Annotated in this window: 11 protein-coding genes; 6 read left to right on the forward strand and 5 right to left on the reverse strand. The window is 61.1% G+C overall.

Features of this window, described 5'->3' with window-relative positions; all coding sequences use genetic code 11:
• Positions 1–91: 91 nt before the first annotated feature.
• Positions 92–844 carry a helix-turn-helix transcriptional regulator gene (locus HMPREF1144_RS21725; RefSeq protein WP_009654007.1) on the forward strand — a complete coding sequence of 251 codons (753 nt, stop codon included), beginning with the start codon at positions 92–94 and terminating at the stop codon, positions 842–844.
• An 84-nt stretch (positions 845–928) separates the two neighbouring features.
• Positions 929–1,825 carry a proline iminopeptidase-family hydrolase gene (locus HMPREF1144_RS21730; RefSeq protein ID WP_009653988.1) on the forward strand — a complete coding sequence of 299 codons (897 nt, stop codon included), beginning with the start codon at positions 929–931 and terminating at the stop codon, positions 1,823–1,825.
• A gap of 7 nt (positions 1,826–1,832) precedes the next feature.
• Here the strand turns inward: HMPREF1144_RS21730 and HMPREF1144_RS21735 are convergent, their stop codons facing one another.
• Positions 1,833–2,951: a succinylglutamate desuccinylase/aspartoacylase family protein gene (locus HMPREF1144_RS21735; protein WP_004852529.1), complete on the reverse strand. Its 1,119-nt coding sequence runs from the start codon at positions 2,949–2,951 to the stop codon at positions 1,833–1,835.
• A gap of 14 nt (positions 2,952–2,965) precedes the next feature.
• On the opposite strand from HMPREF1144_RS21735, the gene HMPREF1144_RS21740 reads away from it, so the two are divergent.
• A complete protein-coding gene (locus HMPREF1144_RS21740; RefSeq protein WP_004122605.1) occupies positions 2,966–3,421 on the forward strand; it encodes an Lrp/AsnC family transcriptional regulator in 456 nt (151 codons plus the stop codon).
• Here the strand turns inward: HMPREF1144_RS21740 and HMPREF1144_RS21745 are convergent, their stop codons facing one another.
• The 4 genes from HMPREF1144_RS21745 to HMPREF1144_RS21760 are packed head-to-tail and all read right to left on the reverse strand — an operon-like array spanning position 3,422 to position 6,458.
• Positions 3,422–4,147, reverse strand: a complete 726-nt coding sequence (locus HMPREF1144_RS21745; RefSeq protein ID WP_004122607.1) for an ABC transporter permease — start codon at positions 4,145–4,147, stop codon at positions 3,422–3,424.
• Positions 4,144–4,836, reverse strand: coding sequence for an ABC transporter permease (locus HMPREF1144_RS21750; RefSeq protein WP_004852534.1), 693 nt, complete (start codon positions 4,834–4,836; stop codon positions 4,144–4,146). Before HMPREF1144_RS21750 ends, HMPREF1144_RS21745 begins: the two co-directional genes overlap by 4 nt.
• 58 nt (positions 4,837–4,894) lie before the next feature.
• Positions 4,895–5,668, reverse strand: a complete 774-nt coding sequence (locus HMPREF1144_RS21755; RefSeq protein WP_004852536.1) for an ABC transporter substrate-binding protein — start codon at positions 5,666–5,668, stop codon at positions 4,895–4,897.
• A gap of 28 nt (positions 5,669–5,696) precedes the next feature.
• Entirely contained in the window at positions 5,697–6,458 is a 762-nt protein-coding gene (locus HMPREF1144_RS21760; RefSeq protein WP_009653947.1) for a dimethylarginine dimethylaminohydrolase family protein, read from the reverse strand.
• A gap of 382 nt (positions 6,459–6,840) precedes the next feature.
• Between HMPREF1144_RS21760 and HMPREF1144_RS21765 the strand changes: the two genes are divergently transcribed.
• From HMPREF1144_RS21765 to mdtC, 3 genes are read left to right on the forward strand one after another with little or no spacing between them, the layout of a single operon-like run.
• Positions 6,841–8,094 carry an MdtA/MuxA family multidrug efflux RND transporter periplasmic adaptor subunit gene (locus HMPREF1144_RS21765; protein WP_009653964.1) on the forward strand — a complete coding sequence of 418 codons (1,254 nt, stop codon included), beginning with the start codon at positions 6,841–6,843 and terminating at the stop codon, positions 8,092–8,094.
• Complete coding sequence (locus HMPREF1144_RS21770; protein ID WP_004852541.1) at positions 8,094–11,216, forward strand: MdtB/MuxB family multidrug efflux RND transporter permease subunit; 3,123 nt, start codon at positions 8,094–8,096, stop codon at positions 11,214–11,216. Before HMPREF1144_RS21765 ends, HMPREF1144_RS21770 begins: the two co-directional genes overlap by 1 nt.
• Complete coding sequence (gene mdtC / locus HMPREF1144_RS21775) at positions 11,217–14,294, forward strand: multidrug efflux RND transporter permease subunit MdtC (protein WP_009653981.1); 3,078 nt, start codon at positions 11,217–11,219, stop codon at positions 14,292–14,294. It abuts the gene before it with no gap.

Genomic DNA, 14,294 nt, shown 5'->3' on the forward strand with positions numbered 1-14,294 from the left:
GCACCGGAATTGCATGCCTTTTGCGCTAACTATTGACGGATTTGCACAAATCGTGCCCGTCGCAGGTCTCGTTTTAGATGAAGGGGGTTATATGCGACTGGAATTTGAACGCCCCGGCAGCGCGCGGGCGAGCAGCCTGGAAGAGGCATTCAGCGGACTTTTTCAGGCAACCCGGAAGTTAGGATTTGACGCGGTCATTTACGACTACACGCCGGTTCCGCGTTCTCTGGAAGGGGAGCTGATTACGCCTTCGCTGCTGAAAACGTGCAATGTTCCGGAAGATATGCGCCAGCTATGGTGCGAGCGCGGATATTACCAGGTTGATCCGGTGCAGCACTGCGCGCTAGAAAGCTGCGCGCCTTTTGTCTGGTCCTATCAACGGCCGGACAGCAGCATGCTACGCGGGAGGCTGGACAATCATCCCACCGCGGTCACCGACTATATGCGCGAACACAATATGCCCTGCGGCGCGACGGTTCCCCTGCATCTCCCCAACGGAGGATTCGTGACCCTCACCGGCATCCATACCGGCCAGCGTCAGGAACGGGAAATCAGCGCCACCCTGGCGCAGCTGATGCTGCTCGCCCACCAGTTTCAGGAGTCGGCGTTTCCGCTGTTCGACAGCACCCTGCTTACCTGCCGTCATGTGAAGCTAAGCAACCGCGAGCGCGAATGTCTGGCGTGGTCCGCCGAAGGACTTACCGCCAAAGAGATCGCCCGCAAGCTGCACCGCTCGGTGGCGACGGTGACGCTGCATCTCAATACCGCGGCCAAAAAGCTCGGCGCCAGCAACCGCGTGCAGGCGGTGGTCCGCGCCCTGCACTACCGCCTGCTCGACAGCTAAGAACTAGCATTTTTGCTAGTGTTCAGCCGCGGTTGCCAGCCTTTACCCTGAAAGCCGGTCCACTTAGCAGGGTAAAGATGATTCATGTATACCATCCGCGAAGGTTACGCCCCGTTTCGGCACTATCAAACCTGGTTTCGCGTTTGCGGCGATATCGACAGCGGACTCACGCCGCTGGTCGTCGCCCACGGCGGGCCGGGGTGCACGCATGATTACGTCGATGCGTTCCGCGATATCGCCCTCAGCGGGCGGGCGGTGATCCACTACGATCAGTTAGGCAACGGGCGCTCAACCCATTTACCGCAGCAGCCCCCCGACTTCTGGCAACCGGCGCTGTTCCTCGACGAACTGGCTAACCTGCTGCTGCATCTCAATATTGCCGATAATTACGTCCTCCTCGGTCAATCGTGGGGAGGTATGCTCGGCGCGGAACACGCCGTGACGCAGCCAAAGGGGTTAAAGGCGCTGATTATCGCCAACTCCCCGGCATCGATGGCCCTGTGGCTGCAGGGTGCGGCAAAGCTACGGGCGCAGCTGCCCGCCGATGTCCAGCAGACGCTGCTGGACCATGAGGCGGCGGGAACGCTGGACAGCGCGGAATATAAGGCGGCAAGCGCTGTATTTTATCAACGCCACGTCTGTCGGCTCGATCCCTGGCCGGCGGAAGTGCGGCGCACCTTCGATGCCATGGATGCCGACCCGACGGTTTATCACGCTATGAATGGCCCCACCGAATTCCACGTTATCGGCAGCATGAAAGCGTGGACGATTATCGACCGCCTTGCGCACATTCACGTTCCGGTCCTGCTGATTTCCGGGCGCTACGATGAAGCCACTCCGGAGGTGGTACAGCCCTTTATGGACCACATCCCCGACGCGCGGTGGGTCATTTTCGAAGCCTCAAGCCATATGCCGCACGTCGAAGAGCGCGAGCTGTGCATGAAAACGGTGAACGATTTTTTAAGCCGCGCGATACCATAAAAACCGCTTACAGCGCCAGCCCGCCTCCGCCGCTGAACGGCCGCTCGCCGGCGATTTTCATCACTTCAGCCCCTAAAGTGACAAACGGCGCCCGACGGCTGGCATAAATCAGCCCGCCCGATGTCGGGCGCACCGCTTTGACCATATCGGTCAGCGGATCGATGATTTCCGCGACCACATCGTCCGCGCTGACCCACTCGCCGGGCTGTTTTAGCAGCACCAGGATGCCGGTGGCCGGGGCGGTAACAATCTCCCCGGCGGCAAACGGCAGCATCACCGTTTCCTGCAGTGGAATTTCGGGCTTCGCGCCGGCCAGTACGCCGCGGTACTGCAGGTAACGGTAAATGCGTTCGGCGTCGTCGCAGGCGGTGGCGTGATTCACCTCCTGCTGGCCGCGCAGCTCGACGGTCACCGCCATGCAGCCGGGCTGCTGCTGGCGCCACGACGGATTCCTCGCGCAAAGACGCTGCCACGGCAGGCCGCAGGCTTCATCAAACGAGTTGCCCCCGCTCTCCTGCGACAGCAGCACGGCGCCAATACCGAGAAAAGCCGCCAGAACCTTCGCCTCGCGTTGCCAGACCGGGTCAGCGTAGAGATGTAAAATCGCCTGGTCATCGCAGTGCAGATCGAGCACCAGATCGGCATCGCAGGCGAGACTCAGCAGATGGTGGCGCAGGGCCTGAACTTCGCTGACGACGGGCAGCGCCGCCAGCGCATCCCGCATCGCCGCGCGCACCTGCTGCAGATAATCGCGGCGCGAGCCGGGAGATGGCGGACGCAGACAGGACTGCGCCAGGGCAGCCAGATCGGGGAAGTCGCGGTTAAAATTACGCCCGCTCGCCAGATCGAAACGACCTACGCCGCCGCTGAGCAGCACCTGGGCCAGCCCCGGCGGGTTGGCCACCGGTACGAGAATGATTTCGCCGCGCAGTTCGCCGCGCCGTTCCGCCTGGCTGAGTAATCTTTTAAGATAATGCAGAACCAGCATGCCCGGAATTTCATCGGCGTGCAGCCCCGCCTGCAGATAGACCTTCTCTCCCGTGCCGGGCGCGCCGAAATGAAAATGGCTTAATTGCCGCTGCCCACCGAGTGCATGTTCAGGTAATGTATAGTGTTTAATTTTCATTGGACGTCCTGGTTGTGGAAAAGAAAATCCGGCTTGACCGTATCGATCACAAGATCCTTGAAATCCTGCGCCGGGATGGCCGCATTTCTTATCAAAAGCTCTCGGAGCAGGTAAACCTTACCGCCCGTCCGTGCCTGGAACGGGTGCGCAGCCTCGAGCGCGACGGCATTATTCGCGGCTACAGCGCCATTGTAGAACTGCCCGAGCCGGAGCACGCGTTTGTGGTGCAGGCGCAAATCGCGCTGGCCGACCACGGGCGATCGCAGCCGGTGTTTGAACAGGAGATGCGCCAGACGCCCGAAGTGCTGGACTGCTGGCTGGTCAGCGGCAGCTTCGACTTTCTGGTGCGTATCGGCTGCCGCAGCATGGCGCACTACTGCCAGCTGGCGGATAGCTGGCTGACCAGTAAAAAGTTTCACGTTGATAAAATCGTCACCCTCACCGAACTGCAGGCCATTAAGCGCTCCTGACTAGCCGCGACGGATAAACGCCAGCCAGCGCCGCTCGGCGCGCGCGAAGGTGAAAATCAGCAAAAAGGTGCAGAGCAGATACAGCGCCGCGGCCATCAGAAACGGAATAAACGGCGAATAGGTCATGGCGTAGAACGCGCGGGCCACGCCGGTAATATCCAGCAGGGTCACGGTACTGGCCAGCGACGTGGCGTGCAGCAAAAAGACCATTTCATTATTCAGCGCCGGGATCCCGCGCCTCAAGGTCGCGGGCAGAACCAGACGGCGAATAATCTGCCATTTCCCCATCCCGTAGGCTTCTCCGGCGACCCACTCCTGGCGAGGGAAAGTCACCATCATCCCCGCCAGCAGCTCCGCGACGTACGCGGCAGTGTTGAGCACCAGCGCCAGGGTGGCGCAGAAGGTCGCATCGCGAAACAGCAGCCAGAACGGCTGGTCGTTCATCCAGCCCGTCTGTACGATATCGAACTGCGACAGGCCGTAGTAAATCAGCATCAGCTGGAGATAGAGCGGCGTGCTGCGAAAAAAATATGTAAACGCGCGAATGGGTAGCGCCAGCCCGCGCGGGCCGTACACCTGCCCCACCGCCATCGCTATCGCCAGCGCCATCCCGGGAACGATGGAGAGTAAAAACAGCTCCGCCGTTACCGCCAGCCCGCTGGCGGCGCCGTTGCCGTCGCTCCACAAAAAGCTCGGGATCGCATCGATAAAGGTTTGCAGATTCATAAGGCCGCCCCCGCCGTGGAAGAGCGCAGCGCGTAACGCTTTGCCAGGCGGCTGAACAGCCAGCTGGAGAGCGCGGTAATCACCATGTAAATCAGCGAGACCAGAAAGTAGAAGAGGAACGGCTTTTGCGTGGCGCGCCCGGCCTGTTCGGCCAGCCAGACCATATCCTCGAGGCCCAGGATCGACACCAGCGCCGACGCTTTCATCAGCCCCAGCCAGTTGTTGTTGATGCCCGGGATCGCGAAGCTCAGCATCTGCGGCAGCATCACCCGGCGGAACACCGTCCAGGGTCGCATCCCGTAGGCCTGCGCGGCTTCGGTTTGCCCGCGATCGACAGTCAGAAAGGCGCCGCGAAAAGTCTCGGTGTAATAGGCGCCGAAAACAAAACCAATCGCCAGCACGCCGGAGATAAAAGTATTGAAGCGTACCGGCCCCAACCCCACCAGACCCAGCAGCAGGTTAACCAGCATCTCGCCGCCGAAAAACAGCAGCAGCATAATTACCAGCTCCGGGATCCCGCGTACCAGCGTGGTGTAGGCGGTGGAAAACAGGCGCAGCCACGGCGGGCCGAAGAGCTTAATCAGCGAGTTAATCAGCCCCAGCAGCAGAGCGACCAGTAATGAAGAGAGCATCACGCACAGCGAAAGCGCCGCGCCGCGTAACAACAGGGGTAAATAGTCTGCGACCATATTCAGCCTTCCGCGGAGGTCGTAAAGGGGCGCAGGCCATCGCCCGCGCCTTTACAACTTATTTGCCATAAATATCAAAGCTAAAGTATTTTTTCTGGATCGCGTCATAGGTCCCGTCGGCGCGGATTGCCTTAATGGCCCCGTTCAGCGCATCGCGTAGCGCCGGATTGTCTTTATTGACCGCAATCCCGACGTCCGAGGAGATCCCGCCATCCTGGATAACCGGGCCGGCAAAGGCGAATTTCTGCCCGCGCGGCGTATCGATAAAGCCGGTCGCCGCCTGGATATTATCCTGCAATGCAGCGTCGATGCGCCCGGAGAGCAGGTCGAGATAGACGTTATCCTGGTTAGCGTAACCGACAATTTTCACGCCGTGGTTGGCCCAGTTGGCCTTCGCAAACGCTTCATGGGTGGAGCCGGTCTGGACGCCGACGGTTTTGCCTTTCAGGCTGTCGGCATCCGGCAACAGCGGGCTGCCTTTGCGCGCCACCAGCTGCGCCGCGCTGCGGTAGTAGCGGTCGGTGAAATCCACTTCCTTTTTACGCTCATCGGTAATATTGAGCGAAGCGATAATGGCATCGAACTTATGCGCGTTGAGGGCGGCGATCATGCTTTCGAACGGCTGCTTCACGAAAACGCATTTGGCTTTTAGCTGGGTGCACAGCGCATTGGCGATATCAATATCAAAGCCGGTAATTTCACCGCTGGGCGCCAGCACGTCAAACGGCGGATAGCCGCCATCGACGCCAAAGCTGATGGTGTCAAACTGCTGGGCGGCCAGCGGCGCGCTGAGCGCCATACAGGCCAGTAATGCGGCAAGGCGTATTTTCATTTCGATCTCCCCGGTGTTGGCGCGATGATTAAAAACGCAGTGAGAGGCAGGTCAGGCCGCCATCCATTTTCTTAAATTCGCTGGTGTCGAGCTGCACGATAGGCATTCCCAGCTTGCTGATTTCACCGAGGGTATGGGGATAGCCCTGCGGTGTAATTAAGGTATCGTTGATCCACAGGGTATTTCCGGCGTAGGCCTCCTCTTCCGGGATCACGATGCTGTTGAAGCCGCTAAAAGCCGGATGGTTAACGTAGCCTTCCGTCAGCAGCAGCGTATTGCGGCCCACATAGTTGACGATCGATTTCAGATGCAGACCGGCGCTCACTTCAATCGCCGCGACCTGATAGCCGTGTGGCTCAACGGCGGCGGCAAACTCGCGGATCCCCTGCTCATCGGTGCGCGCCGTCAGGCCGATAAAAAACTGCTTATCCACTAACAGCACGTCGCCACCGTCCATATGCCCGCGCTCGCTCATCCGCGCCAGCGGACGGAACCCCGCCAGCACCGGCGCAATGGTATCGACCTCGCCCTGACGGCTCGGCGCGCCCGGATGGGTAATCACCGCCAGTTCCGGCATCACCACCGCGGTATCTTCAACAAAGTGCGCATCAGGATAATCCGCCGCCGCGGGCAGCACCGTGACCTTCAGGCCAAGCTGCAGCAGGGTTTCTACATAGGCGAGAAACTGGCGGGTGGTGGCGGCGATATCCGGCGCGCCCAGCCGGGCGGTAGTTTGTCCTGCGCCGCAGGTGGCGGCCGGGAGACGGGCGATAGCCTGGGTAAAATGCATAAAGAACCCTCTGGTAGTGGTCGCATTGTTAAGGCAAAACGGTGAGTGAATTTGATTATCAAACAGATGCCGCCGCCAATCAGGCTGAATCACTTCCCCGGGCCGCTTATTCACGCTGTATATCAGTTCAGATTCGACGTATTCCGCTGTGACCCTTAAGAATCAGCGGATGACGGGCAATAACTAACCGGAGTCATCTCCCGGCTAAGCAAAATCGTTAAGCGAATTTTACGCCTAACTATTCATCGTAACCGGCTCTGCGAAAAGCGTTTTTTACAGACATATCTGGACAGTCTTTTCATAATTCCTCCATTTTTAAGCGGCGTTCGCTGGCTAAACTAGTATCATTCCGTGAAACGTTTCAGGATGAGATAGCAAATTAATGAAAGGTAGCAATAAAAGCCGTTGGGCTGCGGTGCTGGTGGTCGCGATCGTCGCGGGCGCCGCGTACTGGTTCTGGCAGGGTCGCGAAGCGGCAAACAGCGGCGCGCCGACGGCAACAGGCGCGCGCCAGCAGGGGCCCGGAGGCGGACGCCCCGGTCGTTTTGGCGCCGCCCTCGCGCCGGTACAGGCGGCCACCGCCACCAGCGAAGCGGTACCGCGCTACCTTTCCGGCCTCGGCACCGTGACGGCGGCGAATACCGTCACCGTCCGCAGCCGCGTCGACGGCCAACTGCTGGCCATCCACTTTACCGAAGGCCAGCAGGTCAAGGCGGGCGACCTGCTCGCGGAAATCGATCCCAGCCAGTTTAAAGTGGCCCTCGCCCAGGCCGAAGGCCAGCTGGCGAAAGATCGGGCCACCCTGGCCAACGCCCGTCGCGATCTGGCGCGCTACCAGCAGCTGGTCAAAACCAATCTGGTTTCCCGGCAGGAGCTGGACACCCAGCAGTCGCTGGTCAGCGAAACCCAGGGTACGATCAAAGCGGACGAAGCCGCCGTCGCCAGCGCCCAGCTGCAGCTCAACTGGAGCCGCATTACCGCGCCGATCGACGGCCGGGTCGGCTTAAAGCAGGTGGATATCGGCAACCAGATCGCCAGCGGAGATACCACCGGGATCGTGGTGCTAACGCAAACTCACCCTATCGACGTGGTCTTTACGCTGCCGGAAAACCAAATCGCCACCGTAGTACAGGCGCAAAAGGCGGGGAAAAAGCTGGTCGTCGAAGCCTGGGACCGCACCAATAAACAGAAAATCAGCGAAGGTTCACTGCTGAGCCTCGATAATCAGATTGACGTCACCACCGGTACCATCAAGCTGAAAGCGCGCTTTACTAACCAGGACGATGCCCTGTTCCCGAATCAGTTCGTCAACGCCCGTATGCTGGTCGATACCGAGCAGAACGCAGTGGTGATCCCAACCGCCGCGCTGCAAATGGGTAACGAAGGCCATTTCGTCTGGGTACTGAACGATGAGAACAAGGTCAGCAAGCACACCGTCACGCCGGGTATCCAGGACAGTCTGAAAGTGGTGATTAACGCCGGGCTTTCCGCCGGCGATCGCGTCGTAACCGACGGGATCGATCGTCTGACCGAAGGCGCAAAAGTTGAGGTCGTCGAAGCCCAGGATGCGGCTACCGTCGCCGAGCCGGAAAAAGCCACCAGCCGCGAGTACGGTAAAAAAGGAGCGCGCTCCTGATGCAAGTGTTACCGCCGAGCAGCACGGGTGGCCCTTCCCGTCTGTTTATCATGCGCCCGGTCGCCACCACGCTGTTAATGGTGGCTATTATGCTGGCCGGGATTATCGGCTATCGTTTCCTGCCGGTTTCGGCGCTGCCGGAAGTGGACTACCCGACGATTCAGGTGGTAACCCTCTATCCCGGCGCCAGCCCGGACGTGATGACCTCGTCGGTGACCGCCCCGCTGGAGCGCCAGTTTGGCCAGATGTCCGGCCTCAAGCAGATGTCCTCCCAGAGCTCCGGCGGCGCGTCGGTGGTGACGCTCCAGTTCCAGCTCACGCTGCCGCTGGACGTCGCGGAGCAGGAAGTGCAGGCGGCCATCAACGCCGCCACCAACCTGCTGCCTTCGGACCTGCCTAACCCGCCGGTCTACAGCAAAGTTAACCCCGCCGATCCACCGATTATGACCCTCGCGGTCACCTCTTCCGCCGTGCCGATGACCCAGGTAGAGGATATGGTCGAGACCCGCGTGGCGCAGAAAATCTCCCAGGTTTCCGGCGTCGGGCTGGTCACCCTCGCGGGCGGCCAGCGCCCGGCGGTACGCGTCAAGCTCAACGCCCAGGCCATCGCCGCCCTCGGGCTGACCAGCGAAACGGTGCGCACCGCGATAACCAGCGCCAACGTCAACTCGGCGAAGGGGAGTCTTGACGGCCCGTCGCGGGCGGTCACCCTCTCCGCCAACGATCAAATGCAGTCGGCGGAAGATTACCGCCGGCTGATTATCGCCTGGCAGAACGGCGCGCCGATTCGCCTCGGCGACGTCGCCACCGTGGAACAGGGCGCGGAAAACAGCTGGCTTGGGGCATGGGCGAACAATCAGCGGGCGATCGTCATGAACGTCCAGCGCCAGCCGGGGGCCAACATCATCTCGACCGCCGACAGCATCCGCCAGATGCTGCCGCAGCTCACCGAAAGCCTGCCGAAATCGGTTAAAGTGCAGGTACTTTCCGACCGTACCACCAATATCCGCGCCTCGGTCAGCGACACCCAGTTCGAGCTGATGCTGGCCATCGCCCTGGTGGTGATGATTATCTACGTCTTTCTGCGCAACGTCCCGGCGACGATTATTCCCGGCATCGCCGTACCGCTATCGCTGGTCGGCACCTTTGCAGTGATGGTGTTTCTTGATTTTTCGATTAACAACCTGACGCTGATGGCCCTGACCATCGCCACCGGTTTTGTGGTCGATGACGCCATCGTGGTGATTGAAAACATCTCGCGCTATATCGAGAAAGGCGAAAAGCCGCTGGCCGCCGCCCTGAAAGGGGCCGGAGAGATTGGCTTTACCATTATCTCGCTGACCTTCTCGCTGATTGCGGTGCTGATCCCGCTGCTGTTTATGGGCGATATCGTGGGCCGTCTGTTCCGCGAGTTCGCCATTACTCTGGCGGTGGCGATCCTGATTTCCGCGGTGGTGTCGCTGACCCTGACGCCGATGATGTGCGCCCGCATGCTGAGCCATGAATCGCTGCGCAAGCAGAATCGCTTCTCACGCGCCAGCGAACGCTTTTTTGAGCGGGTGATCGCCGTCTATGGCCGCTGGCTGAGCCGGGTGCTGAATCATCCGTGGCTGACCCTGAGCGTGGCCCTCGGTACCCTGGTGCTGTCGATTATGCTGTGGGTGTTTATTCCGAAGGGCTTTTTCCCGATTCAGGACAACGGCATTATCCAGGGCACGCTACAGGCGCCGCAGTCGGCGTCGTTCGCCAATATGGCCGAGCGCCAGCAGCAGGTGTCGGCGGCAATACTTCAAGATCCGGCGGTGGAAAGCCTGACCTCCTACGTCGGCGTCGACGGCACCAACCCGGCGCTGAACAGCGCCCGCCTGCAAATCAACCTTAAGCCGCTCGATGAACGCGACGATCGGGTGCAGACGGTGATTGGCCGCCTGCAGAACGCGGTGAGCGGCATTCCCGGGATTGAGCTTTACCTCCAGCCGACCCAGGATCTGACCATTGACACCACCGTCAGCCGCACCCAGTACCAGTTCACCCTGCAGGCCAACTCGCTGGACGCGCTCAGCAACTGGGTCCCGCAGCTGCTGGCCCGGCTGCAGGCGCTGCCGCAGCTCTCCGACGTCAGCAGCGACTGGCAGGATAAGGGCCTGGCGGCGTATATCAACGTTGATCGCGATAGCGCCAGCCGTCTCGGCATCAGCATGGCGGACGTCGATAACGCCCTGTATAACGCCTTTGGGCAGCGTCTGATTTCCACCATCTATACCCAGGCGAACCAGTACCGCGTAGTGCTGGAGCATGATACCCAGGCCACGCCGGGGCTGGCGGCGCTGGACAATATCCGCCTCACCAGCAGAGACGGCGGGATCGTGCCGCTCACCACGATCGCCAAAGTCGAACAGCGCTTTGCTCCGCTGTCGATTAACCACCTCGATCAGTTCCCGGTCACCACCATTTCGTTTAACGTGCCGGACAACTATTCGCTGGGCGATGCGGTCGATGCGATTCTTAGCGCCGAGCAGGCGCTGGAATTCCCGAGCGATATCCGTACCCAGTTCCAGGGCAGCTCTCTGGCTTTCCAGTCGGCGCTCGGCAGCACCGTCTGGCTGGTGGTTGCCGCGGTGGTGGCGATGTATATCGTCCTCGGCGTGCTGTATGAGAGCTTTATTCACCCGATCACCATTCTCTCCACCCTGCCGACGGCGGGCGTCGGCGCGCTGCTGGCGCTATGGCTGGCCGGGAGCGAGCTGGACGTTATCGCCATTATCGGCATCATTCTGCTGATCGGCATCGTCAAGAAAAACGCCATCATGATGATCGACTTCGCGCTGGCCGCCGAACGCGAACAGGGTATGCCGCCGCGCGAGGCAATCTACCAGGCCTGCCTGCTGCGCTTCCGCCCGATCCTGATGACCACCCTCGCCGCCCTGCTCGGCGCGCTGCCGCTGATGCTCAGTACCGGCGTCGGCGCGGAGCTGCGGCGTCCGCTGGGGATTGGCATGGTCGGCGGTCTGATGCTCAGCCAGGTGCTGACGCTGTTCACGACTCCGGTTATCTATCTGCTGTTCGACCGGCTGTCGCTGTATATGAAGAGCCGCTTCCCGCGGCGTGAGGAGGAGGCGTAGGTGAAGTTTTTCGCCCTCTTCATTTACCGTCCGGTGGCGACGATTCTGCTTTCGCTCGCCATTACCCTGTGCGGCATCCTCGGCTTCCGCCTGCTGCCGGTGGCGCCGCTGCCGCAGGTGGATTTCCCGGTGATCATGATCAGCGCCTCGCTGCCCGGCGCGTCGCCGGAGACCATGGCCTCTTCGGTGGCGACGCCGCTGGAGCGCTCTTTGGGGCGGATTGCCGGGGTCAATGAGATGACCTCTTCCAGCTCGCTCGGCAGTACGCGAATCATTCTCGAGTTCAACTTTGACCGCGACATCAACGGCGCGGCCCGCGACGTGCAGGCGGCGATTAACGCCGCGCAAAGCCTGCTGCCGAGCGGGATGCCGAGCCGTCCGACCTACCGCAAAGCCAACCCGTCCGACGCGCCGATCATGATCCTCACCCTCACCTCGGATACCTGGTCCCAGGGTGAGCTGTACGACTTCGCCTCTACCCAGCTGGCGCAGACCATTGCCCAGATTGACGGCGTCGGCGACGTGGACGTCGGCGGCAGTTCGCTGCCCGCGGTACGCGTCGACCTCAACCCGCAGGCGCTGTTTAACCAGGGCGTGTCGCTGGACGCGGTGCGCACCGCCATCAGCAACGCCAACGTGCGTAGACCGCAGGGAGCGCTGGAGGACGCGACCCACCGCTGGCAGGTAGCGACCAACGACGAGCTGAAGACCGCCGCCGAATACCAGCCGCTGATCGTACACTACAATAACGGCGCGGCGGTGCGGCTCGGCGACGTCGCCAACGTCACCGACTCGGTACAGGACGTGCGCAACGCCGGGATGACCAACGCCAAACCGGCGATTTTGCTGATGATCCGCAAGCTGCCGGAAGCCAATATCATTGAGACGGTGGACAGCATTCGCGCCCGCCTGCCGGAGCTGCAGCGCACCATCCCGGCCTCTGTCGATCTGCAAATCGCCCAGGACCGTTCGCCGACCATCCGAGCCTCGCTGGAGGAAGTGGAGCAAACGCTGGTGATTTCGGTGGCGCTGGTCATCCTCGTGGTCTTCCTGTTCCTGCGCTCGGGCCGCGCGACGCTGATCCCGGCGGTGGCCGTTCCGGTATCGCTGATCGGCACCTTCGCCGCCATGTACCTGTGCGGCTTCAGCCTCAATAACCTGTCGCTGATGGCGCTGACTATCGCCACCGGCTTCGTGGTCGATGACGCCATCGTGGTGCTGGAGAATATTTCCCGTCATCTCGAAGCCGGCATGAAGCCGCTGCAGGCCGCGCTGCAGGGGAGCCGGGAAGTCGGTTTTACCGTGCTGTCGATGAGCCTGTCGCTGGTGGCGGTGTTCCTGCCGCTGCTGCTGATGGGCGGCCTGCCGGGAAGGCTGCTGCGCGAGTTCGCCGTCACTTTGTCGGTGGCGATCGGCATCTCGCTGGCGGTCTCCCTGACCCTGACGCCGATGATGTGCGGCTGGCTGCTGAAAAGCGGCAAGCCCCACGAGCCGACGCGCAAGCGTGGTTTTGGCCGCCTGCTGGTGGCGATTCAGGGCGGTTACGGTAAGTCGCTGAAGTGGGTGCTGAAGCACAGCCGCTTAACCGGCCTGGTGCTGCTCGGCACCATCGCGCTAAGCGTCTGGCTCTATATCTCGATACCCAAAACCTTCTTCCCCGAGCAGGACACCGGGGTGCTGATGGGCGGTATCCAGGCGGACCAGAGCATCTCGTTCCAGGCGATGCGCGGCAAGCTGGAGGACTTTATGAAGATCATTCGTGAAGATCCGGCAGTAGACAACGTCACCGGTTTTACCGGCGGCTCGCGGGTCAACAGCGGGATGATGTTTATCACCCTGAAGCCGCGCGATGAGCGCCATGAGACGGCGCAGCAGATTATCGATCGGCTGCGCAAGAAGCTGGCCAAAGAGCCGGGGGCCAACCTGTTTCTGATGGCGGTACAGGATATCCGCGTCGGCGGCCGTCAGGCCAACGCCAGCTACCAGTATACGCTGCTGTCGGACGACCTTGCTGCGCTGCGGGAATGGGAGCCGAAAATCCGCAAAACGCTGGCGGCGCTGCCGGAGCTGGCGGACGTTAACTCCGACAGTCAGAATAACGGCGCGGAGATGGACCTGATCTACGATCGCGATACCATGTCGCGGCTCGGCATCAGCGTGCAGGACGCCAACAATCTGCTGAACAACGCCTTCGGCCAACGGCAGATCTCCACCATCTACCAGCCGCTGAACCAGTATAAAGTGGTGATGCAGGTCGACCCGGCCTACACCCAGGACGTCAGCGCCCTCGATAAGATGTTTGTGATCAACAGCGAAGACAAGCCGATTCCGCTTGCCTATTTCGCTAAATGGCAGCCGGCCAACGCGCCGCTGTCGGTGAACCACCAGGGGCTGTCGGCGGCATCGACCATCTCCTTTAACCTGCCTACCGGCAAGTCGCTGTCGGAAGCCAGCGATGCCATCAACCGGGCGATGACCCAGATTGGCGTGCCGTCCAGCGTCCGCGGGTCGTTCGCCGGGACCGCGCAGGTGTTTCAGCAAACCATGAACTCGCAGGTGATCCTGATACTGGCGGCCATCGCCACGGTCTATATTGTGCTGGGGATCCTCTATGAGAGCTACGTTCATCCGCTGACCATTCTGTCGACCATTCCGTCCGCGGGCGTCGGCGCGCTGCTGGCGCTGGAGCTTTTCGATGCCCCGTTCAGCCTAATCGCGCTTATCGGGATTATGCTATTAATTGGCATCGTGAAGAAAAACGCCATCATGATGGTCGATTTCGCCCTTGAGGCGCAGCGCAACGGCAACCTGCCGCCGGAAGAGGCGATCTTCCAGGCCTGTCTGCTGCGCTTCCGGCCGATAATGATGACCACCCTGGCGGCGCTGTTCGGCGCGCTGCCGCTGGTTATCTCCGGCGGCGACGGCTCCGAACTGCGCCAGCCGCTGGGGATTACCATTGTCGGCGGCCTGGTGATGAGTCAGCTGTTGACCCTGTACACCACGCCGGTGGTCTATCTGTTCTTCGACCGTCTGCGGCTGCGTTTTTCGCGAAAAGTCCCTCAACCGGTAAGCGAATAA

It is taken from the genome of Klebsiella sp. OBRC7 (genome assembly GCF_000293135.1).
Classification (GTDB): Bacteria; Pseudomonadota; Gammaproteobacteria; order Enterobacterales; family Enterobacteriaceae; genus Klebsiella; species Klebsiella michiganensis.